The organism is Pseudomonas sivasensis (genome assembly GCF_013778505.1).
GTDB classification, from domain to species: Bacteria; Pseudomonadota; Gammaproteobacteria; order Pseudomonadales; family Pseudomonadaceae; genus Aquipseudomonas; species Aquipseudomonas sivasensis.
Genome location: NZ_JAAOWU010000020.1, coordinates 1 through 24,450, shown reverse-complemented (window position 1 = coordinate 24,450; position 24,450 = coordinate 1). Strand labels below are relative to the sequence as shown.

The window sequence follows — 24,450 nt, the reverse complement described above, 5'->3', positions numbered from 1 at the left end:
TATGTGCACCGAAAGATCGCTATCGGGGGCAAGCCCCCTCCCACATTTAAAGCGGTATACCCTCCTCACGAAACCACCTCCCCAATCACCGCCGTGTCCAACCACCACCGCGCCAGCCCGTGAACATTCGGCGCCTTGAGCAATGTGAAGTGATTCCCCACCCCATACCAAACCTCCAAAGAGCTGCCCTGCTTACGCCACCCCTCAATCATCCCCCCCTGCTCCCGCTGATTGCCCACCGCATCCAACGCCGGATCCTGCGCCAACACCAACCGCACCACCCCGCGATATCGCTGAGTCGGCCGATACTCCGTACGCAACGCCGCCGCATAAGTCCGGGCCGGTCCCGCCATCGCATCAACACTGGCACGGGCCGGCAACAACCCCACCCCAACCATTCCCCCATGCAGGCTCTGGCGCTGCGCCACTTCGTCGCCAACCGCGAAGGTTTCAAGGTCAATCCCCAAGGGTTTCCCCGCCGCCAGCTGCATCGCCTCGATCAACCTCAACAACGCCGCCGTCGTCGTATAAGCCCGACCCGCACTACCCGGCGCTTCGCTGTCGATCACCGTCAACGACGCCACTTCCCGTCCAGCCGCCTGCAACCGCAGCGCCATCTCCAGTGCCACCCAGCCGCCAAACGAATGCCCGACCAGATGCACCGGCCCATGCGGGCACTCATGTTCCAGCGCGTGCAGATAACAGCGCGCTGCCGCTTCCACCTGGCTGTGGGGCACCGCCTCGCCATCCAACCCACGTGGCTGCAAGCCAAACAACGGCCAGTCCCGTCCAAGCGCTTCGCTCAGGCCCACAAACCCGGTGACGCTGTCCCCTGCCCCCGGCACGCAGAACACCGGCGCATACCCGGCCCGTCCGCTCTGGATCCGCAGCAACGGTTGATGCGCCGTTTCCCTCACCGGTGAACACCCTGCCAATGCTTCTGTCATCGCCGCACCCAGCGCACGGATATGCGGCGCCTGCATCATGCTCTGGTGATCACCCGGCACTTCAACCTGACGCAACTGCCCAGGCGCCAGGGCGTCATCCCAACCCAGCGACACACTGCGCCGCGACAACTCGGTCGGCCGCTCTACAGCGCTGAACAGGTACACAGGCACCGGCAGCGGAAACAAGCTGTAGTGCGCCAGCGCATGCCCATGCCCGACTTCGCGCTCGATAAAGCTCAAGAGGTCCGCATCCGCAGCCGCCGCCATTTGCGCGTATAGCAAACCTTGATCGCGACAGCGTTGCAGCACACCTGCAAAGTCCAACTGTCCAATCTGCGCGTCCAACTGTTCAATCCTTGCCAGCTCATCCACACCTCCCTGTGCGTTCCAATAGGCGCGGCACTGCAACAGCAAATGCCGCTTGAGCGCGTCTGGCCCGCTCCAACGCGCCTTGCCCTGGTCGGTCAGGCGCGGCACGTAGCTGTCGATCAAGCCAAGGAACGCCACCGGTTCATCCAGCCCCAGTAGTTGCATCGCCACTTCATAGGCCAGCACACCGCCAAATGACCAGCCGGCGATGCGATACGGCCCATGGGGCTGCAAGCCGCGAATCAGGCCCACCATGCGCGCCGCCAAGCCTTCCAGGGTGTTGAGGTGCGCCTCGCCGAGCGCCACACCCGGTAGGCCATAGATCGGGTAATCACCCGGTAAATGCTGGCCCAGCGCCGGGAAATACACGTCCATGCCGCTGAACTCATGCACCAGGAACAACGGCGCTTGCGAGCCGCTGCTGCGCACCGTAATCACCGAGCTGTCGCGCACCGGCTCAGCAGTGCGCTGGCGCAGCATGGTCGCCACCGAAGCCACGCTGGCGTGCTGGAACAACTCAGCCAGGCTCACTGCCAGCCCCGCTTCGTCCATCAGGTTGACCAGGCGAATCGCCAACAGCGAATGCCCGCCCAGTTCAAAGAAGCTGTCATGCCGGCCCACCTGCTCCAGCTTCAGCACCTCGCCCCATAATTGCGCCAAGGTCTGTTCCAGGGCGTCGGTCGGCGCTTCGAAATCACGACTGACCAGCGCGTCCAGAGCCGGCACCGGCAAGGCTTTGCGGTCGACCTTGCCATTGGCAGTCAACGGCAAGCGGTCCAGCGGCACATAGGCCGATGGCAGCATGTAGTCCGGCAATTGCCCTTGAAGATGGGCACGTACGTTGTCGATGCCGACCGGTTCGGCAGCCCAGGTGAAATACGCCACCAAGCGCTTATCCCCCGGCGCGTCTTCACGGGCCAACACGACCGCGTCCTGAATACCCGCGCAGGTCATCAGGCGCGCTTCGATCTCTCCCAGCTCAATACGGAAACCACGGATTTTCACCTGATCGTCATTGCGCCCGATGCATTCGAGCAGGCCCTGCGCCGTCCAGCGGCCAAGGTCGCCAGTGCGGTACATCAAGGCGCCTGGGTTGAACGGATCCTGCACAAACTTTTCAGCGGTCAGTTCAGGACGGTTCAAGTACCCCTTGGCCACGCCGTCACCACCGATGCAGATTTCACCGGTCACGCCCTGGGGCACTGGCTGCAAGTGCGCATCCAGCACATAAATCTGGGTGTTGGAGATCGGTCGCCCCACCGGCACGCTGTCGGCGTCGTCGGCAAGTGCGCGCACTTCATAGGTGGTGGCGTAGGTGGTGGTTTCCGTTGGGCCGTAGCAATGCACCAGGCGCAACGTCGGCGCCTGGGCCAACAGGCTGCGGAACGCCGCCGGATCGGCACGCTCGCCGCCGCACAGCAGGATGCGCAAACCCGCCAACGCGTCGGGAATCAGTTGCACGTACTGGTTGAACAGCGCCGTGGTGACGAACAACACGGTCGCGCCCTTTAACGCCATGCCGAATGCCACAGGGTCGAGCAAGGTGGCGTGATCGATCACCTGCACTTGCCCGCCATTAAGCAGTGGCCCCCATACATCCATGGTGCTGGCGTCGAACGCCGGGTTGGAGGCGAAGGCCACGCGGTCGCTGGCATTGAAATCGGCATAGCCGTTGTTGAGCACCAACCGCGTGATGCCCCGATGGGGCACCAGCACACCCTTGGGAACGCCGGTGGAGCCGGAGGTGTACATGATGTACGCCTCGCTGTCCGAAGACTGCGACAAATCCGGGTTATGGCTAGGTTGTGGATCGAGGGCCAGGGTGTCCACGTCCAGGCGTTGCGCCGCGTATTCGATCACCGCGTCGCTGTAGGTCAACAACCAGCGCGCACCGCTGTCCTGCACCATGAACGCCTGACGTTCGGCGGGCGCGTTGATGTCCAGCGGCACATAGGCGGCCGCGCACTTCAACACGGCCAGTTGGCCGACCAGCAGCGCGACAGAACGCGGCAGCAGGATCGCCACGTTGTCGCCAGGTTTTACGCCCAGTCCTAACAGGTAATGGGCCAGGCAATTGGCGCGGGTATTGAGCTCGCCGTAGCTTAGGCGCTGCTCGCCATGCACCACGGCCAATGCGTCCGGACGCGCTTGGGCCTGGGCTTCGAACAGACGCTGCACCGTGTGTTCACGGGGGAAGTCGCGGGTGCTGGCATTGAACGCTAGCCGCAGTTGGTGCTGTTCGGCGGCGGGCAGGATCGGCAAGCGGCTGATGGCGACATCGCTGCCCTGTTCCAGCGCCTGCACCAGTTGCTCCAGGGCCACATTCAGGTACTCACACAGGCGCCGGGCGCCCTGCCCCGAGGCTTTCAAGGTGAAGCCATCGCCCAGGTCATCCACGCTCATCGACAGGCCGTAGTTGCTGTGTTCCTCGGCCTTGAGCAGCTCAATACCTTGCCATGCCTCGGCGACTGCACCGCCCTGCGGCGCGCTGTGCCGATAGTTGAATAGCACACTGAACAGCGGCGTGGTCACCGGCACGCCGCTGCAACGCTGGGCCAATGCCAGCGGCGCGTGTTCGTGGCTGAGCAGTTGGCTCAGCCGCGCATGGGTGGCGCGCGCGGCGTGGCGTACCGAGTGCTCGCCCAGGTCGACCCGCAACGGCAACGTATTGATGAACACGCCCATGGCCCGTTCGGCGCCCTCACCGCCTTGCAGGCGGCCAAGCATCACCGTGCCGAACACCACCTGCTCACGGCCGGACACCTTGCCCAGCACCTGGGCCCAACCCAGGTGCATCAGGCTGGCGGCGCTGACGCCGGATTGGCGCGCCTGAGTGCGCAGGCGCTGGCTTAATTCGGGAGCAATCGTCAGACGGGCCTGCTCATCAATGCCCAGCTTGGCCACGTCCGTGGGCTCGTCGATCTGGCCGAGCATTTCGCGGAAAAACCCTTCGTGATCGTCTGCGCCCAAGCGCATCTGCGCCACATAGTTGCGATACGGCACAGGCGTTCCCAGGCGGTGTTGAGTGCCCAACAAAAACGCCTGCATATCGTGTTGCAGGATCTCCAGGGCGATGTGGTCCATGACCAAGTGATGGAACAGCAAGGTGGCGACCACACGCGGGGTTTCTTCGCTGCACACCAGGCGCATCAACGGCGCTTGGGACAGGTCGAGGCGTTGCGGCAGCGGCGCGGTTTCAACCCGCAGCGACGCCTTGCGCCAGACCACCTGCACCGGTTCTTCCAGGCCGTCCCAGTGGAACGACGAACGCAGGATGTCGTGGCGCTCGATCACCGCCTGCAACGCCAGGGCAAACGCGTCCAGACGTTGGCGGCTGTCAAAGGCAAACTGCGCCTGCAACACATAGGCATCGCCTTCCTGCACGGCGCGGTGGTGATAGAGCATGCCGGCCTGCAACGGCGTCAGGGGGTAGATATCCTGCACATTCGCCGCACCGCCGGGGATGCAGGCGACGAGGCGGTCGATGGCGACTTGCTCCAGCGCGATCAGCGGCAACATGCCCGGCGTGATCGACGTGCAACCGTCAACGATGCCATTGACCGGCACCGCCACTGCACGACCAGTGCCCAACGCCGCCGCCAGTGCCGACAAGGTTGGCTGACCGAACAGCACTTTTACGTCCGCCGACAAGCCAAGGCCGCGCATGCGCCCCATCAGGCTCACCGCCAGCAACGAATGCCCGCCCAGTTCGAAGAAGTTATCGTGACGGCCCACACGTTCCACCTTGAGCAACTCGGCCCACAGGCTGGCCAGGGCGATTTCCGTGTCGCCCTGGGGCGCTTCGTATTCGCGCACCACCACCGAATCCAGGCCCGGCGCGGGCAGCGCCTTGCGGTCGAGTTTGCCGTTGGGACTCAGGGGCAGTGCGTCGAGATGAACGAAGATCGCCGGCACCATGAATTCAGGCAGGTGATGCAGCAACTGACTGCGCAGCACGTCGATGTCGGTGAAGGCTCCGGTGTAGTACGCCACCAGACGGTCTTCGCGGGCGATCACGGCAGCCTCGTTGACTGCTGGGCACTCGGTCAGGCGCGCCTGGATCTCGCCCAGTTCGATACGCAGGCCACGGATTTTCACCTGGTCGTCGTTGCGGCCCAGATACTCAATATTCCCATCGGGCAAGTAGCGGCCAACGTCGCCGGTGCGGTACATGCGGCCGCCGGTAAATGGATCTTGAAGAAAGCGTTCGGCGGTGAGTTCCGCACGGTTCAGGTACCCCCGCGCCACTTGCACGCCGCCGATAAACAGCTCGCCGACCACGCCCAGCGGCACCGGCTGCAACTGCGCGTCCAGCAGGTACATGCGGGTGTTGGCAATGGGCTTACCGATGGGCGTGTTGTCCGGCGTCACCGGGCCCGCGCAGTTCCATGCCGTCACGTCGACGGCCGCTTCGGTCGGGCCATACAGGTTGTACAAGCCGATCCCCGGCAACTGCGCCTTGAACCGGCGCACCAGGCTGCCCGGCAAGGCTTCGCCGCTGCACATCACCCGCACCAGCCCGGCCGCCTGGCTGACGTCGCCATGGGCCAGGAACACGTCGAGCATCGACGGCACAAAGTGCAACGTGGTGATGTGTTCGGCCTCGATCACCTCGCACAGGTACGCCGGGTCTTTATGCCCGCCAGGACGCGCCATCACCAGGCAGGCGCCGGTGAACAGCGGCCAGAAGAATTCCCAGACCGACACATCAAAGCTGAACGGGGTTTTCTGCAAGACCCGGTCCTGGGCGGTGAGCCCATACTCGTCCTGCATCCACAGCAGGCGATTGACCACGCCGCCATGGTCGTTGATCACGCCCTTGGGCTGGCCAGTGGAGCCGGAGGTGTAGATCACATAGGCGCTCAGGCCCTGCACCGCGGGGTTATCCACGGATTGCGCGTGCCAGCTCGGTTGGTCCAGATCGACCACCGGCACCGCGCCCACCAGCTCACGAGTAGCGCCCTGGATCAGTACAACAGCGGGTGCGCTGTCGCTGAGCATGTAGGCGATGCGCTCCAGCGGGTAAGCCGGGTCCAGCGGCACATAAGCGGCGCCGGCCTTGAGGATCGCGTACAGGCCGATGACCATCTCCAGGCCGCGCTCCACGCAGATCGCCACCCGCGAATCCGGCTGGACACCCAGCGCCAGCAAGTGATGGGCGAGTTGGTTGGCCCGCGCGTTGAGCTCGGCGTACGTCAGTTGCTGTTCGCCAGCCTTGAGCGCAATCGCATGGGGCGTGCGGGCCACCTGGGCTTCAAACATGCCGTGCAAGGTCTGGTCGAGGTTGTAATCCACCTGGGTGGCGTTGAAATCGAACAGCACGTGCCGGCGCTCGCCCTCGTCCAGCAGCGGCGCATGCTCCAACACCGCCTGATCGTTATCGACCATGGCCTGCAACACGCGGGTGAAGTAGCCGACGTAACGCTGCATCGTCGCTTCATCGAACAGCGCCACGGCGTATTCCAGCGCGCCGATAATCGTGCCCTGCACTTCGCCGAGGTTCAGCGACAGGTCGAACTTGGCAAAGTGGCTGTTCTCCACGATGCCTTCCAGGGCCAGGTCGCCCAGGGCCAGGATCGGCGCGCTGCTGTCCTGCCAGGCCAACAGGGTTTGGAACAATGGGCTGTGGGCCAGGCTGCGTACCGGCCGGGTGATTTCGACCACTTGCTCGAAGGGCAGGTCTTGATGGGCCTGGGCCGCCAAGGTCAGCGCCTTGACCCGCGCCAGCAGCGCTTCGGTAGTGGGCGCGCCCGAGGTGTCGATGCGCACCGCCAGGGTGTTGACGAACAGGCCGATGAGGCCTTCGACTTCAGTGCGCGTACGGTTGGCCACCGGCGAGCCGATCACCACATCTGCCTGCCCCGAGAGCCGCGCGAGCAAGGACGCCCAGGCGGTCATTACCGTCATGTACAGCGTGCTGCCATGGCGTTGGCTCAAGGCCTTGAGCCCGGCGGTGAGGCGCTCGTCCAGACGGATCTCCACGCTGCTGCCGGCGTAGTCCTGCTGCGCCGGGCGCGGGCGGTCGGTGGGCAGGCTGAGCAACGCCGGCGCACCAGCCAGGGCCTGTTGCCAATAGCGGCTCTGGCGGTGAAGTACTTCGCCGCTGAGCCACAAGCGTTGCCACACGGCAAAGTCGCCGTATTGGATCGGCAGTGGCGGCAACGGGTCGGGCTGCCCATGGCTGAAGGCCTGGTACAGCGCCATCAGTTCGCGGGTGAGCACGCCCATGGACCAGCCATCGGAGACGATATGGTGCAGGGTCAGCAACAGCACATGGTGCTCGTCGGCCATCACCACCAGGCGCCCGCGCAGCAGCGGGCCGCGTTCGAGGTCGAACGGCGCCGACGCTTCGCCGTGAATCAACGCATCCAGCGCCTGTTGCGGTTGCGGGTGGCGGCGCAAGTCCTGCACTTGCAGCGGCAGCACGTCGTCGGCCGCGACGATCAGCACCTGGGCGTCGTCACCGTGCTGGGCGAAGCGGCTGCGCAGGGTTTCGTGCCGCGCAACGATCCGCGCCAGCGCCCGTTGCAAAGCCTGCACATGCAGTTGCCCGCGCAGGCGCAAGCCGATGGGAATGTTGTAGGCCGTGTTGGCGCCTTCCATCAACGCCAGGAACCACAAGCGCTGCTGGGCGAACGACAGCGGCACCGGCTCATCGCGGTTGGCCGGCAGGATCGCCGGCAAAGTGCTGCGACCGGCCTGGGCCAGCACGTCGGCAACGGCGGCCAGTTCGGCATTGGCAAACAGGTCGCTGAGCAACAGCTCCACGCCCAGTCGTTGGCGCACTTGGGACACCATGCGCATGGCGAGCAGCGAGTGCCCGCCCAGTTCAAAGAAGTGGTCGTAACGGCCGACGCGCTCTACCTGCAAGACATCGGCCCAGATCTGCGCCAGGCTGCTTTCGATCTCGCCCTCGGGCGTCGCGTATTGGCGGGTAAACACCGCGGCCCTATCCGGCGCCGGCAGGGCCTTGCGGTCGAGCTTGCCGTTGGCGGTCAAGGGCAGCGCGTCAAGCTTCATGAAGGCGACCGGGACCATGTAGTCCGGCAGGTGCGCCACCAGATGGGCGCGGATATCGCCCACCGCCAATGAGTCAAGTTGCGGGTTTTCGGTGTAGTACGCCACCAGCCGCTCGTCACGCACCAGCACCACCACTTCCTGCAAGCTCGGCAGTTGGTTGAGTTGGGTTTCGATTTCCCCCAGTTCGATGCGCACACCACGGATTTTCACCTGATCGTCATTGCGGCCCAGGTAATCGAGGTTGCCGTCGGGCAACCAGCGCACCAGGTCACCGGTGCGGTACATGCGTCCGACGTTGAACGGGTCGTCCAGGAAGCGTTCGGCGGTCAGTTGCGGACGGTTCAGGTAGCCGCGCGCCACGCCCTTGCCGCCCACATACAACTCGCCCGCCACGCCCAGCGGCACCGGGCGTTGTTGCTCGTCCAGCACGTACACCGTGGCATTGGCGATGGGTTTGCCGATATGCAACGCCTGCCCGGCCTCGACCTTGCCAGAGGTGGCGACCACCGTGGCTTCGGTAGGGCCGTAGTTGTTGATCAGCTCAAACCGCTGCGCCCGCCCGAACTGCCGCAGACGATCGCCGCCGACCAGCAAGGTGCGCAGGGTCGGGTGCTCGATGTGCTGGCTGAAGGCGTACTCGGCCACCGGCGTCGGCAGGAAGCACACATCCAGCGGCTGCGCGCACCACCAGGCCAGCAGCGCGTCGATGTCTTCGGGGCCGTCGTGGGCCGGTGGCAGGTGCAGGGTCGCGCCGACACACAGCGCCGGCCACACTTCCCAGGCCATGGCATCAAAGCCGAACCCGGCGACGCTGGCGGTGTGGCGCCCCGCGCAGAGGTCGAAGGCGCGGCAATGCCAATCCACCAGGTTGGTCACGGTGTGGTGTTCCACCATCACGCCTTTGGGCAGGCCGGTGGAGCCGGAGGTGTAGATCACATAGGCGAGGTTCGCGGGAGTCACGGCGACGCTGGGATTGCTCGCCGCGTGGTGGTGCCAGGTGTAGCGGTCCAGGTTGATCACCGGCACGTCCAGCTCGGGCAGGCGTTCGAGCAACGCGTGCTGAGTCAGCACCGCCACCGGGGCGCTGTCGCTGAGCAGGTAGGCGAGACGCTCGGCCGGGTGGGACGGGTCCACCGGTACGTAGCAGGCGCCGGCTTTAAGAATCGCCAGCAACCCGGCCAGGGTGTCCAGTCCACGACGGGCGACGATGGCCACGCGGTCATCGGGTTTGACGCCCAGCGCCAGCAAGTGATGGGCCAGCAGGTTGGCTTGCCCGTTGAGCTCAGCGTAGGTCAGCGAGCGTTCAAGCTGCACCGCCGCGATGGCATGTGGCGTGAGAACGGCCTGGGCTTCGATACGCCCATGCAAGGTGGTGCCTTGGGGGAACTCGGCCTGGGTGGCGTTGAACTGTTCCAACAGCAACCGCTGCTCGACGGCGGGCACCACCGGCACTTGATTGAGCGCGGTGTCCGGCGCCTGCTCCAGGGCCGTCACCAGGTTTTCCAGGGCAGTTTGCAGGTAGGCGCAGACCCGCTGCGGGTCCACCTGGGTGCTGGCCAGCAGGCTCAGGCCAAAGCCTTCGCCCAGGTCATCGACGCTCAGGGTCAGTGGATAGTTGGTGCGTTCTTCAGCACTGAGGGCGGCGATGCCTTGCCACGCCGAGACGGCTTCGGCGCTGGCGGCGGGCGCGCTGTGGCGATAGTTGAGCAGCGCGCTGAACAACGGCGTCGGCGCGGTCACCCCACTGCAGCGCTGGGCCAGGGCCAGTGCCGCATGCTCGTGGCGCAGCAGTGTGGTGAGCCGACCATGGGTGGCCTTGACCCCGGCGCGCACATCCTGACCGTCCACGTCCACGCGAAACGGCAAGGTGTTGATGAAGATGCCCAAGGCGCGGTCCGTGTCATGACTGCCTTGCATACGGCCCATCAACACCGTGCCGAACACCACCTGTTGCTTGCCGGCCAATGCTCCCAACACCTGCGCCCAGCCCAGGTGAAACAGGCTTGCCGCGCTTACCCCCAACTGCCGCGCCTGGGTGCGCAAGCGCTGGCTCAATAGCGCCGCCAAGGGCAGGCTGAGCTCGCTGATGCCCCGCGCATCGCCCTGCACATCCTGCAAGCCAAACGGCAAGGTCGGCTCGCTGATATCGCCAAGCATCTGGCGGAAGAAGCCTTCGTGTTCCTGCTCGCTGATGCCCAGCCGTGCCTGGGCTACATAGTTGCGAAACGGCACCGCCTGGCCCAACGCCGCGCCTTGCCCCAGCAGGCACGCCTGCATTTCATGGCACACCACTTCCAGGGCGCTATGGTCCAGGGCCATGTGGTGGAACAGCAAGGTGGCGACGATACGCCCATTGGCCGGGTCATCGGCACGCACCAAGCGCAGCAACGGCGCCTGGGTCACGTCGAGACGATAGTGGCGCGCATCGAACAGGGCGTGCAGTTGGGCGGCGATCTCGCCATCCGCCGGGTCGAGTTGCAAGGCCTGCACCGGCAGGCGCGCCGTGCGCCACACCACTTGCGACGGCTGTTGCAGGCCATCCCAGACCACGCCGGTGCGCAGGATGTCATGGCGGTCCATCACCGCTTGCAGCGCCTGGGCGAACGCCTCGAAGCGCGCCAGGCTGTCGAACGCGAACTGAGATTGCATGACGTACGGGTCGCCCTGCTCAGCGCTGACATGGTGGAACAGGATGCCTTCCTGCAACGGTGCCAGCGGGTAGATGTCCTGGATATTCGCCACGCCGCCGTCGACGGTGGCGACGATGCGGTCGATCTCGTCCTGGCTGAGGCTGGACAACGTCAGCATGTCCGGTGTGATGTGCTGGGCGCCGGCCGGGATGCCATTGGCCGGCACGTCGACTTCACCGGCCTTGGTGGCGGAATACTCGCCGGCCTTAATCAGCTCGATCAGCGCCGGTTTGTGCTCGCGCAAGGCGGCAAGGATCGCCGGGTCACTCAACGCTTGCTTGTTGCCTTGCACCGACAACTGCTCGCCCTTGAGCGCCAGTTGGATGTCCTTGGTTTTCAGGGTTGCCAGCAGCTCTAAGAGGCTCACAGGACGATCTCCATTCGTTCGGTCATTGCGGCGTAGCCGGCCAGGGTAGGCTGTTCGAACAGCGCCCGGACGTCAGCTTCCATGCCTTCCTGGCGCAAGCGCCCGATCAAGCTCACGGCAAGCAGCGAGTGCCCGCCCAGTTCAAAGAAATTATCCTGGCGCCCGACCCGCTCCACGTTGAGCAACTCGGCCCACAGCTGCGCCAGCAGGATTTCGGTGTCGCCTTCCGGCGCTTCGTACTCACGCACGTTCAAGGCGTGCAGGCCGGGCGCTGGCAAAGCCTTGCGGTCGAGTTTGCCGTTGGGGCTCAAGGGCAGCGCGTCGAGGTGCACGAACAGCGCGGGCACCATAAAGTCCGGCAGGTGTTGCAGCAGGTGAGCGCGCAGTGCCTCGATCTCGGTTGGCGTACCGGTGTAGTAGGCGACGAGGCGATCCTCACGGGCGACCACCGCCGCTTCGCTGACCTGGGAGTGCTCAAGCAGACGCGCCTGGATTTCCCCCAGTTCGATACGCAGGCCACGGATCTTGACCTGGTCGTCATTGCGGCCCAGGTATTCGATAGTGCCGTCGGGCAAGTAGCGGCCGACGTCGCCGGTGCGGTACATCCGACCCTCGTGGAACGGGTCGTCGAGGAAGCGCTCGGCAGTCAGCTCAGGGCGGTTCAGGTAACCCCGCGCCACTTGCACGCCGCCGATAAACAGCTCGCCGACCACACCCAGCGGCACCGGCTGCAACTGCGCATCCAGCACGTACATGCGCGTATTGGCGATGGGCTTGCCGATGGGGGTGTTGTCCGGCACGTCGGGGCGTGCGCAGTTCCAGGCGGTCACGTCCACCGCCGCTTCAGTCGGGCCGTACAGGTTGTACAGGCCGATCCCCGGCAACTGCGCCTTGAAACGACGCACCAGGCTGCCCGGCAGCGCTTCGCCGCTGCACATCACCCGCACCAGCCCAGCCGCCTGGCTCACATCGCCATGGGCCAGGAACACATCAAGCATCGACGGCACAAAGTGCAGCGTGGTGATGTGCTCCGCCTGGATCACCTCACACAGGTACGCCGGGTCTTTATGCCCGCCGGGGCGCGCCATCACCAAGCGTGCGCCGGTGAACAGCGGCCAGAAGAATTCCCATACCGACACGTCGAAACTGAACGGGGTTTTCTGCAACACCGCGTCATCGGCGTTGAGGCCATAAGCGTCCTGCATCCACAGCAGCCGGTTGACCACCCCGGCGTGTTCGTTGATCACGCCTTTGGGCTGGCCAGTGGAGCCGGAGGTGTAGATCACGTAGGCCTGATGCCGGGCGGTCAGGCCCGGGACCTCGGGGTTGCTCAGCGGCTGATGCTGCCAGGTGTCCAGGTCCAGATTGAGCAGCGGCACGTCGCCCAGCAAGCCTACGGTGGCGTTCTGGGCCAGCACCACGACCGGCGCGCTGTCGTGCAGCATGTAGGCGATACGCTCCAGCGGGTACGCCGGGTCCAGCGGCACATAACCGCCACCGGCCTTGAGGATGGCGAACAGGCCGACGACCATGTCCAGGCCCCGCTCCAGGCAAATCCCCACCCGGGCATCCGGCTGTACACCCAGCGCGCGCAGATGATGGGCCAGGCGATTGGCACGCTCGTTGAGTTGTTGGTAGGTAAGCTGCTGCTCGCCCGCCTTCACCGCGATGGCGTGCGGCGTGCGCTGAACTTGGGCTTCGAACATCCCGTGCAGGGTCTGGTCGAGGTTGTAGTTCACCTCCGTGGCGTTGAACGTCACCAGCAGTGTGTGTCGCTCCTCGAAACTCAGGATCGGCAGGCGATTGAGCGCCTGGTTCGGTGCCTGCTCCAGGGCCTCGACCAGCCCGGACAGGGCCACTTGCAGGTACCCGCAGACGCGTTGCGCATCGACCTGGGCCAACGCAGTCACGTCGTAGCCATCACCCAGGTCATCCACGTTCAAGGTCAGCGGGTAGTTGGTGCGCCCGTCGTTGACCAGGGTCTGCATACCTTCCCAGGCGTGTTGCGCCTCCTGGGAACGGGTGGCGCCGCCGCGATGGCGATAGTTGAGCATTGAGCTGAACAACGGCGCAGGTGCAGCCACGCCGCTGCAACGCTGGGCCAGGGCCAGGGAAGCGTGCTCATGACCGAGCAAAGCGGTGAGCCGCGCATGCGTGGCGCGTACGGCGGAGCGTGCGCCCTGACCGTCGATATCCAGGCGCAGCGGCAACGTATTGATGAACACGCCCAGCGCACGGTCGGCCCCTTCACCGCCTTGCAGACGCCCCACCAACACAGTGCCGAACACCACACTCTGGCGCCCGGACGTGGCCGCCAGCACTTGGCCCCAGGCCAGGTGGAACAGGCTCGCAGTGCTCACACCCAGCAAACGGGCCTGGGCACGCAGGCGGCGGTTGAGGTCGCTGTCCAGGTGCAGGCGGTGCTCTTCGATGGCGTTACCGTCGCCGCGCACGTTTTGCAGGCCGAATGGCAGGGTTGGCTCGTCGACATCGCCGAGCAGGGTGCGGAAGAACGTTTCATGCTCCTGCTCACTCACCCCCAAGCGCGCCTGGGCCACGTAGTTGCGGTACGGCATCGGTGCAGCGGTCGGCGCCGGATGGCCCAGCAGATAACCCTGCATTTCCCGCAGCACCACGTCAAAGGCGGTGTGGTCGAGGGCGATATGGTGATAGAGCAGCACCACAACCACACGCTGGTTGGCCGGATCGTCGGCGTAGGCCAGGCGAATCAACGGCGCTTGGCTGATGTCCAGGCGGTAGCGGCGTGCATCAAAACGTTGATGCAGGCCGGCCAGTACATCGCCTTCAAGCTGCAGCTGTTCAAGAGGCAACCGGGCCTTGCGCCACACCACTTGCAGCGGTTGCACCAGCCCTTCCCACACCACGCCGGTACGCAGGATGTCGTGGCGGTCGATCACCTGTTGCAGCGCCTGGGCAAAGGCGTGCAGGCGCTCGACACTGTCGAACGCCAGGTGCGATTGCAGCAGATACGGGTCGCCCTGCTCGGCGGTGAGGTAGTGGTAGAGAATGCCTTCCTGCAACGGCGCCAACGGGTAGATGTCCTGCACATTGGCAGCGCCACCGGGCACCTGGGCAACCACTTGATCAAGGGTGGATTGGTCGAGTTCCACCAGCGACAACAGGTCCGGGGTCAGGCGCTGGCAGTCGACCGGGATGCGGTTGGCGGGCACCTGCACTTCGCGCCCACTGCCCACCGCTGCCGCCAGCGCGGCCAGGGTCGGCTGGCTGAACAGCACGCGCACATCGGCGCTGAGGCCGACCTGGCGCATGCGTTCGATCAGGCTGACCGCCAGCAACGAATGGCCGCCCAGCTCAAAGAAATGATCGTGGCGACCCACCTGCTCAACCTGCAACACCTCAGCCCAGATCGCGGCCAGGGTGGTTTCCACTTCACCCTGAGGCGCTTCGTAGTCACGGGTCAGCAACGCGGCCTGATCCGGTGCCGGCAAGGCACCGCGGTCGAGTTTTCCGTTAGCGGTCAGGGGCAGCGCGTCGAGTTTGACGTAGGCTACTGGCACCAAAGCCTCCGGTAACTGCGCCTGCAGTTGCTCGCGCAGGCTTTCAATCAGCAGCGGCTGTTGCTCGGTGAACCAGGCGATCAAGCGGCCTTCGCGCACCAGCACCACCGCGTCGCCGACGCCTTGCAGTGCCGCCAGGCGGCTTTCGATTTCGCCCAGTTCAACGCGCACGCCACGGATTTTTACCTGGTCATCGTTGCGTCCCAGGTACTCGATATTGCCATCGGGCAACCAGCGCACCAGGTCGCCGGTGCGGTACATGCGCCCGTCATTGAACGGGTCTTGCAGAAAGCGTTCAGCGCTCAAGTCCGGGCGATTGAGGTAACCCCGCGCCACGCCGCTGCCGCCCACATAGAGTTCTCCGGCCACCCCCACCGGCACCGGACGCAACTGCGCGTCCAGCACGTAGACGCTGGCATTGGCGATAGGTCGGCCGATATGCAGCGCCTGCCCGGCACGTACGCGGCCCGAGGTGGCGACCACGGTGGCTTCGGTGGGGCCGTAGTTGTTGATCACCGCAAAGCGTCGCTCCTGGCTGAACTGGCGCAGGCGGTCGCCGCCGATCAGCAGGATGCGCAAGGTGGGGTGCTGCAAGTCCTGGCTGAACGCGTATTCGGCCACCGGCGTGGGCAGGAAGCTCACGTCCAAGGGCTGCGCCAGCCACCAGGCGAGCAGTTCGTCGATGTTTTCGTTGCCCACATCCTCCGGCGGCAGGTGCAGGGTGGCGCCCACGCACAGCGCTGGCCATACCTCCCAGGCCATCGCATCAAAGCCAAAGCCGGCCACGCTGCTGGTGTGGCTGACGGCGTGCAGGCCAAAGGCTTCACAGTGCCAATGCACCAGGTTTTCCACGGTGCGGTGTTCCACCATCACGCCCTTGGGCTGGCCGGTGGAGCCCGAGGTGTAGATCACATAGGCCAGGTGGGCCGGTGTCAGGGCGGCGAGTTGCGGATTGCTGACGGGGTGGTGCCAGGTTGCGTGCACGTCGATGCTGGTGACCGCGCCCAGCAAGTCGCGGGTGCTCGCTTCGGCCAGCACCGCTACCGGTGCGCTGTCCTGCAATAAGTAAGCAATGCGCTCGGCGGGATACGCCGGGTCAATCGGCACATAACCGGCGCCGGCCTTGAGAATCCCCAGCAACCCCACCAGCATCTGCGGCCCACGACGGCAGCACAGGGCGACGCGGTCGTCCGGCTGCACACCCTGTGCGATCAGGTGATGGGCCAACTGGTTGGCACGGTGGTTGAGCTGCTGATACGTCAGCGACTCGCCGTCCTGCACCACGGCTATGGCATGAGGTTGACGGTCGGCCTGGATTTCAAAGGCACCCTGCACGGTGTGGCCGCTCGGGAAATCCTCAGCCGTGGCGTTGAACTCGCGCAGCAGGGTTTCGCGTTCGCTGGCGGGGAGAATAGGCAACTGATTGAGCGGGGTTTGCGCGGTGTTTTCCAGGCTATCGACCAAGTGTTCAACGGCATTGGCCATGTACTCGCACAGGCGCTGGGCGCCGATGCGGGGCAAGGCCAGCACGGTCAGGCCGAAGCCTTCGCCCAGATCGTCGACGCTCAGGGTCAGCGGGTAGTTGCTGCGCTCTTCACCGCCCAGCAACTGCACGCCTTCCCAAATACCTTGGCCGTCGCGGGCCATGGCGCCGGGATGGCTGTGACGGTAGTTGAGCAACGCGCTGAACAGCGGCATGGAGGCCGCCACCCCACTGCAACGCTGAGCCAGGGCAAGGGACGCGTGTTCATGGCCGAGCAACGCGCTCAACCGTGCATGGGTGGCCTTGACGGCGGCGACCGCGCTGACTGCGGTGTCCACCCGCAGCGGCAAGGTGTTGATGAACATCCCCAAGGCCCGATCCGCACCGTCGCCGGCCTGCATGCGGCCCATCAATACGGTGCCGAACACCACGTCGTCACGCCCACAGACCAGTCCCAGCACCTTGGCCCAAGCCAAGTGCATCAGGCTTGCCGCGCTCACGCCCAGGCGCCGCGCCTGTTCACGTACGCGTTGGGCCAGCGCCATGGTCAGGGCCTGTTCGGCCTCTTCGATATCACGGCCGTCGCCCTGCACGTCCTGCACGCCGAAGGGCAAGGTGGGCTCATTGATGTCGGCAAGCATTTCGCGGAAAAACCGCTCATGCTCGTCGACGCTCACACCCAGGCGCGCCTGGGCCACGTAGTTGCGAAATGGCGCGGCCGCCGGCAAGTCCTGGCCGTGGTTGAACAGGAACGCACCCATCTCCTGACCGACCACGTCCATGGCGGTGTGGTCCAGCGCCAAGTGGTGGAACAGCAGGATAGCTGCCACATGCCCGTTCACTGGATCCTGGGCGTAAACCATGCGCAACAGCGGCGCCTGGGTGATATCCAGGCGGTAATGCCGCGCATCGAAACGGGCGTGCAGCTGTTCGAGGATGTCGCCCTCGGCGGGATCAAGGTTCACCTCCTGCACCACCAGCTGCGCCTCGCGCCAGACCACCTGCACCGGGCTGTCCAGGCCTTCCCAGACCACGCCGGTACGCAGGATGTCGTGACGGGCGGCGACCTGTTGCAGCGCGCCCATAAAACCGTGCAACCGCTCAAGGCTGTCGAAGGCCATGCGTGATTGCAGCAGATACGGGTCGCCCTGCTCGGCGCTGATGTGGTGGTACAGGATGCCTTCCTGCAAGGGCGCCAGCGGGTAGATGTCCTGCACGTTTGCCGCGCCGCCGGGGACGTTGGCGATGATGCGGTCGATGGCGCTTTGGTCGAGTTGCACCAGGGTCAGCATCGCTGGCGTGATGTGGGTGCAGCCCGAGGGAATGCCATTGGCCGGCACCACAACCTCCCGACCACTGCCCACCGCCGCCGCCAGCGCCGCCAGGCTCGGCTGGTTGAACAGCACCCGCACATCCGCGCTCAGGCCGGCCTGACGCATGCGTTCGATCAGGCTGACCGCCAGCAGCGAGTGCCCGCCCAGCTCAAAGAAATGGTCATGCCGGCCCACACGGTCGAGCTTGAGCAGGTCCTGCCAGATCTGCGCCAGCAGGCTTTCCACCTCGCCTTCCGGCGCTTCATAACCACGGCTGAGCAGCGCGCCTGCATCCGGCACCGGCAGGCCTTTGCGGTCCAGCTTGCCGTTGGCGGTAAGCGGCATCAGCGCCAGCCAGACATAGGCCGACGGCACCATGTAATCCGGCAACTGGCCTTGCAGATGGGCGCGCAGCGCTTCGATTGGCAGCGGCGCGGCGGCGGTGTAGTACGCCACCAGACGCTTGTCGCCGGGTTCGTCTTCGCGCACCAGCACCACTGCGTCGTTCACGCCAGCGAAGGCTCCCAGGCAGGCTTCGATTTCACCCGGCTCGATGCGGAACCCGCGAATCTTCACTTGCAGGTCGTTGCGTCCCTGGTACAGCAAGGTGCCGTCGGCCTGCCAGCACGCCAAATCGCCCGTGCGGTACAGCACGCCCTCGCCAAACGGGTTCGGGATAAATTTTTCGGCGGTCAGTTGCGGCTGGTTCAAGTACCCCTTGGCCACGCCCGCGCCACCGATATACAGCTCGCCGACCGCGCCCAATGGCAACAGTTGCTGGCGCACATCCAGCACATAGGCCTGGGCATTCGCCATCGGCCGGCCAATCGGAATACTGCCCTCGCCCAGGTGGGTGATTTCATGGGTGGTGGAGAACGTAGTGGCCTCCGTCGGCCCATAGCCATTGAGCAAGTGCCGGGGCTTGCCGTGCTTGAGCACGCGGCCGATCACCTGCGGGTCGAGCACATCGCCGCCGACGATCAGATAACGCAACTGCGGGAACACCGGCAGCAGCGCATCGGCGTACTGGTGGAACAACCCGGCGGTCATCCACAACACGCTGACGGATTGCTCCTGCAACAGCGCGGCAAACGCGGCCTGGGACAACAGCACTGCCTGTTCGACCACCACCACGCAGCCGCCATTGAGCAACGGCGCCCACACGTCGAGGGTGCTGGCGTCGAACGCCGGGTTGGAAGCGAAGGCCACGCGGTCCTGCGGGTTGAACTCGGCGTAGCCGTTATTGAGCACCAGGCGCGAGATCGCGCGGTGTGGTACCTGCACGCCCTTGGGCGCACCCGTGGAACCGGAGGTGTAGAGGATGTACGCCACGCTGTGGGAGGAAAGTACCAAGTCGAGGTTGCGCGGGGACAGCGCGTCCAGATTCAGCTCGGCCAGGGAGTTGAGCACCCGCTTCGCGCCACTGTCCTGCACGATAAACGCCTGGCGTTCCAGCGGCGCATTCACGTCCAGGGGCACGTACACGGCGCCACACTTGAGGATCGCCAGTTGGCAGATCAGCAGATCGAGGGAGCGCGGCAACGCAATCGCCACGCTTTCCCCCGGTTGCACGCCCTGGTTGATCAGGTGATGGGCCAGACGGTTGGCGCGGCGATTGAGATCGCGATAGCTCAAGGATAACTGGCCTTGCACCGCCGCCACGGCTTCGGGACGCGCCAGGGCCTGGGCTTCGAACAGTTGGTGCACGGTCAGTTGCGATGGGTAATCGCGGGCAGTGGCGTTGAATTCCACCAGCAGTTGGTTGCGCTCGGCAGGCGGCACAATCGATACGCCTTGCACTGACGTGGTCGGCGCCTGTTGCAACGCGGTCACCAGATGGCGCAAGGCCGTGAGCATGTAGTCGCCGACGCGCTGCACGTCCAGCGTGGCTACGCCTTGCACGGTCAGCGCGAAGCCTGTGCCCAGGTCATCGACGTTGAGCACCAGCGGGTAGTTGCTGCGCTCCTCGGAGCTCAGGATCTGGATGCCGGACGCCGCAAACGGGCTGTCTCCCGGCGCTTCATCCGGCGCGCTGTGGCGGTAGTTGAGCAGCGTGCTGAACAACGGCAATGAACCCGGCACCCCGCTGCAACGCTGGGCCAGGGACAGCGACGCGTGCTCATGCCCGAGCAACTGCGCCAGGCGCGCGTGGGTGGCGCGCACGGCGGCTTGTACGCCGACGGCGCCGACGCTGACCCGCAGCGGCAAGGTGTTGATAAACATCCCCAGGGCGCGGTCGGCACCCTCCCCGCCCTGCATACGGCCCAACAGCACGGTGCCGAACACCACGTCCTGCTGACCGGAGACTTGCCCCAGCACATGCGCCCAGGCCAGGTGCACCAGGCTCGCGGTGCTCACGCCCAATTGCCGCGCCTGTTCGCGCAGGCCCAGGCTCAGGGCCGGTTCCAACGGCAGGTGCGCCTCGACAATGCCGCTGCCGTCGCCGTGCACATCCTGCAAACCGAAGGCCAGGGTCGGCTCGTCGATATCACCCAGCATCTCGCTGAAGAACGCTTCATGCTGGGCCTGGCTCACCCCCAGCCGCGCCTGGGCCACGTAGGTGCGGTACTGCACCGCGTCAGGCAGTTGCGCGCTGCGCCCGGACAGGCTGGCGCTCATCTCCTGCACCAGCACGTGCAGGGCGGTGTGGTCGAGCAGGATATGGTGCAGCAGCAGGATGCCGACGAAGCCGCCCGGCGCTTCGGCGTAAGCCAGGCGCATCAACGAGGCGCGGGACAGATCGAGGCGGTAGTGGCGTGGGTCGAAACGCTGTTGCAGGTGGGCCAGGGCATCCACGCCTGGGGTTTCGACCCGCTCAACAGCCAACGGCGCCTGGCGGCAGACCACTTGCACCGGTTCGTCCAGGCCTTCCCAGAGGATCGCGGTGCGCAGGATGTCATTGCGTTCGATCACGCTGTGCAGCGCCTGGATAAACGCGTCCAACGCCGCTTGATCGTTGAAGCCCAACTGCACCTGCAACACGTAGGGATCACCGTCGGTGGTTGCCAGGTGGTGATACAGGATGCCGGCCTGCAACGGCGCGAGGCCGTAGATGTCCTGCACATTGCCGATGCCGCCGGGCACCTGTTGCAGGATGTGGTCGATGGCGGCCTGTTCGAGTTCGATCAGCGGCAGCATGTCCGGGGTGATGACGGGGCTGTCTGCGCGGATCTGGTTGACAGGCACCCGCACTTCCCGTTGCCCGCCCACCGCCGCGGCGAGTGCGGCCAGAGTGGGTTGGCCGAACAACACGCGCACATCGGCGCTGAGGTCGACCTGGCGCATACGCTCAATCAGCTTGACTGCCAGCAGGGAATGACCGCCCAGTTCGAAGAAGTTGTCGTCGCGCCCAATGCGTTCAAGTTTGAGCAGGTCTTGCCAGAGGGTCGCGATGGCTACTTCAACGGGGCCGCGTGGCGCCTCGTAATCACGTCGGGCCAACGCGTCGGCATCCGGCGCGGGCAAGGCCTTGCGGTCGAGTTTGCCGTTGGGGGTCAGCGGGAAGGTGTCCAGCAACACGAAGGCGCTGGGCACCATATGGTCAGCCAGGCTCAGCCGCAAATGATCACGCAGCATCGCGACGTTGATGTCGCCTTCGGCGATCACATAGGCCACCAGGCGCTGGTCACCGGGCGTGTCTTCACGGGCGATGACTACGGCGTCGCGCACACCTTGAGCGGTGGCGAGGCGCGCCTGGATTTCGCCCAACTCGATACGGAAACCACGGATTTTTACCTGGTCGTCGTTACGTCCCAGGTATTCCACGCTGCCATCGGCCAACAGGCGGCCGAGGTCGCCGGTTTTGTAGAGGCGCTGGCCGGTGGTTGGGTTCGTCAGGAAGCGCTCGGCGGTTAATTCGGCGCGGTTCAGATACCCCCGCGCCACACCGGCACCACCGACGTACAACTCGCCGACCACGCCCAATGGCAGCGGCTCGCGCTGTGCGTCCAGCACATACAGTTGCAGGTCGGGAATGCGCACGCCAATCGGACTCACGCCCACCAACTGCGCATCCGCCGCGTGCAGCGCTCGATAAGTCACGTGCACGGTGGTTTCGGTGATGCCGTACATGTTCACCAGTTGGGTGCCGGCATTGATCGCCCGGGCGTACCACGGCTTGAGCATGCCCGGCTCCAGGGCTTCGCCGCCGAAAATCACCTGGCGCAGCGAGTGGGCCTGGGGGCTGTTGCCCTGGGCCGCAATCAACTGGCGGAAGGCGCTTGGCGTTTGGTTGAGGATGCTCACGCCCGCTTCGCACAACAGCGTGTAGCACTCGTCCGGCGAGCGGCTGACCAATTGCGGCACGATCAGCAACTGGCCGCCGTGCATCAACGCGCCCCAGATTTCCCACACGGAGAAGTCGAACGCGAAGGAATGAAACAGTGCCCACACATCGGTGTGGTCGAAGCCGAACCACTGCTCAGAGGCGCTGAACAGTCGCGCCACCTGGCGGTGTTCGATCATCACGCCCTTGGGCTGGCCGGTGGAGCCGGAGGTGTAGATCACATAGGCCAGGTGCTGCGGGCTGACCGCAACGTGCGGGTTGATCAGGGATTCACCGCGCAGGCCATTGAGGTCGATCTGCGCCAGTTCGCCCACCAAGTGACGGGTGTTGGCCTGCACCAGCACCGCCAGCGGTTGGCTGTCGTGCAGGGTGTAGGCGATGCGTTCCAGCGGATATGCCGGGTCGATCGGCACATACCCCGCGCCGGCCTTGAGGATGCCCAGCAGCCCGATGATCATTTCCGGGCCGCGCTCCACGCAGATCGCCACGCGGTCATCGGGGCGCACGCCCTGGGCCAGCAGGCGATGGGCAACCTGGTTAGCGCGTTCGTTGAGTTGACGATAGCTGAGGCGTTGCTGCTCGAAACGCAGCGCGATGGCGTCGGGATGGGCCGCGGCGTGGGCTTCGACGTGCTGGTGGATCAGGGCGGTGTCGGCGTAAGCGCGGGGGGTGTGATTGAGATGGTGCAGCAGGTGATGACGCTCGGTCTCAGGCAGGATGTTCAGGCCGCTCAGCGGCATCTCCGGTCGCTGCTCAAGGGCGTCGGCCAGGCTGTGGAGCGCTGTGTGCAGGTAGCTCGCCACACGGGTTGCGCCAATGGAGGCGTCCACCATCACCGTCAGCGCGAAGCCTTCGCCCAGGTCATCCACATTCACCGTCAGCGGATAGTTAGTGCGCTCCTCGGCACCCAGCACCTGGATGCCCTCGGCCACCTCGATCACCTCGGCCATATCCGTCGCGGCACTGTGGCGATAGTTGAGCATCGCACTGAACAGCGGCGTCGGCGCGGCGACCCCGCTGCAACGCTGGGCCAGCGCGAGGGATGCATGCTCGTGATTGAGCAATGTGGTGAGCCGCTCATGGGTGGCCTTGACCCCGGCGCGCACGCTCTGCTCGCCCACATCCACCCGCAACGGCAAGGTATTGATAAACATCCCCAACGCCCGCTCACCGCCCTCGCCCGCCCCCATGCGGCCGAGCATCACGGTACCGAACACCACGGCTTCACGGCCCGAGACCACGCCCAATACCCGGGCCAGCGCCACGTGCATCATGCTTGCCACGCTGACGCCCAAGGGCCGCGCGAGGCTGCGCAGGCGGCGGCTCAGATCAGCGTCGACAGGCATGCGCGCCTCGTCGATCCCCTGACCATCGCCCTGCACATCCTGCAAGCCAAACGGCAGGGTCGGCTCATCAATGTCCCCCAGCATCTCGCGGAAAAACCCTTCATGGGCCTGCTCGCTGACGCCATGGCGCACCTGGGCGATATAGCTGCGAAACGCCACCGGCTCAGCGGCCTGGGCTTGCTGGCCGGCCAGGTACAACTGGATCTCGTGGCGCACCACATCCAGTGCGGTGTGGTCGAGAATGGTGTGGTGGAACAGCAACATCGCCGCTACCCGCTGATTGCCTGGGTCGTCGGCAAACACCAGGCGCAGCAGCGGCGCCTGACCCAAGTCCATGCGATAGGTACGTGCGTCGTAGCGGGCGATCAGTTGAGCCAGGGCATCGCCACCGCTGAAATGCGCTTCCTCACACGCCAGCGTCGCCTTGCGCCACACCACTTGCAGCGGCTCGTCCAAGCGCTCCCAGACCATGGACGTGCGCAAAATATCGTGACGGTCGATCACCCATTGCAGCGCCTCGGCAAAAGCGTGCAGGCGCGCGCGGCTGTCGAACACAAACTGCGCATGCAGCACGTAAGGATCGCCTTGCCCGGCCGAGAGGTGGTGATACAGCATGCCCTCCTGCAACGGTGCCAACGGGTAGATATCCTGCACATTCGCCACACCACCGGGGATGGCCGCGACAATACGGTCGATGGCCGTCTGCTCAAGGCTCACCAACGGCAACATCTCAGGCGTGATGCGGTAAGCCGGGCTCAGCCAATCACCGCCATGCTCAGCCACCAGCGCCAGCAGTCGGGGCTTGTGAGCGATCAACTGATCCCACAGCCGGTCATCCAACGCCTCATCGTCACCGAGGATGATCAGATCGCCCTCTTCCAGTTGCAGACGGATCGCATGGGTGGAAATCGCTGCCAATAATTCGCTGAACTGCATGGGGGTAACCTGCCTGGTAAGTCACGGTGGAGGAGAAAGTCCGTTTTCAGCTGCCGTTTGAATCGGATGCGCTGTGCGCCCAACGTTAAAAAAGCGGGCGCAGCCGGGGGCCTGGAGAGGCTTCCGGTAGGGGTAGGAAATTAAGGGATTTGGGG

The 24,450-nt window shown here is 65.1% G+C and carries 2 protein-coding genes; both read right to left on the bottom strand.

Annotated elements, in window-relative coordinates:
* Positions 1–65: 65 nt before the first annotated feature.
* Complete coding sequence (locus G9Q84_RS24790; protein ID WP_181644239.1) at positions 66–11,393, bottom strand: non-ribosomal peptide synthetase; 11,328 nt, start codon at positions 11,391–11,393, stop codon at positions 66–68.
* A complete protein-coding gene (locus G9Q84_RS24785; RefSeq protein ID WP_181644238.1) occupies positions 11,390–24,295 on the bottom strand; it encodes a non-ribosomal peptide synthetase in 12,906 nt (4,301 codons plus the stop codon). The genes G9Q84_RS24790 and G9Q84_RS24785 overlap by 4 nt, the downstream gene beginning before the upstream one ends.
* Positions 24,296–24,450 lie beyond the last annotated feature (155 nt).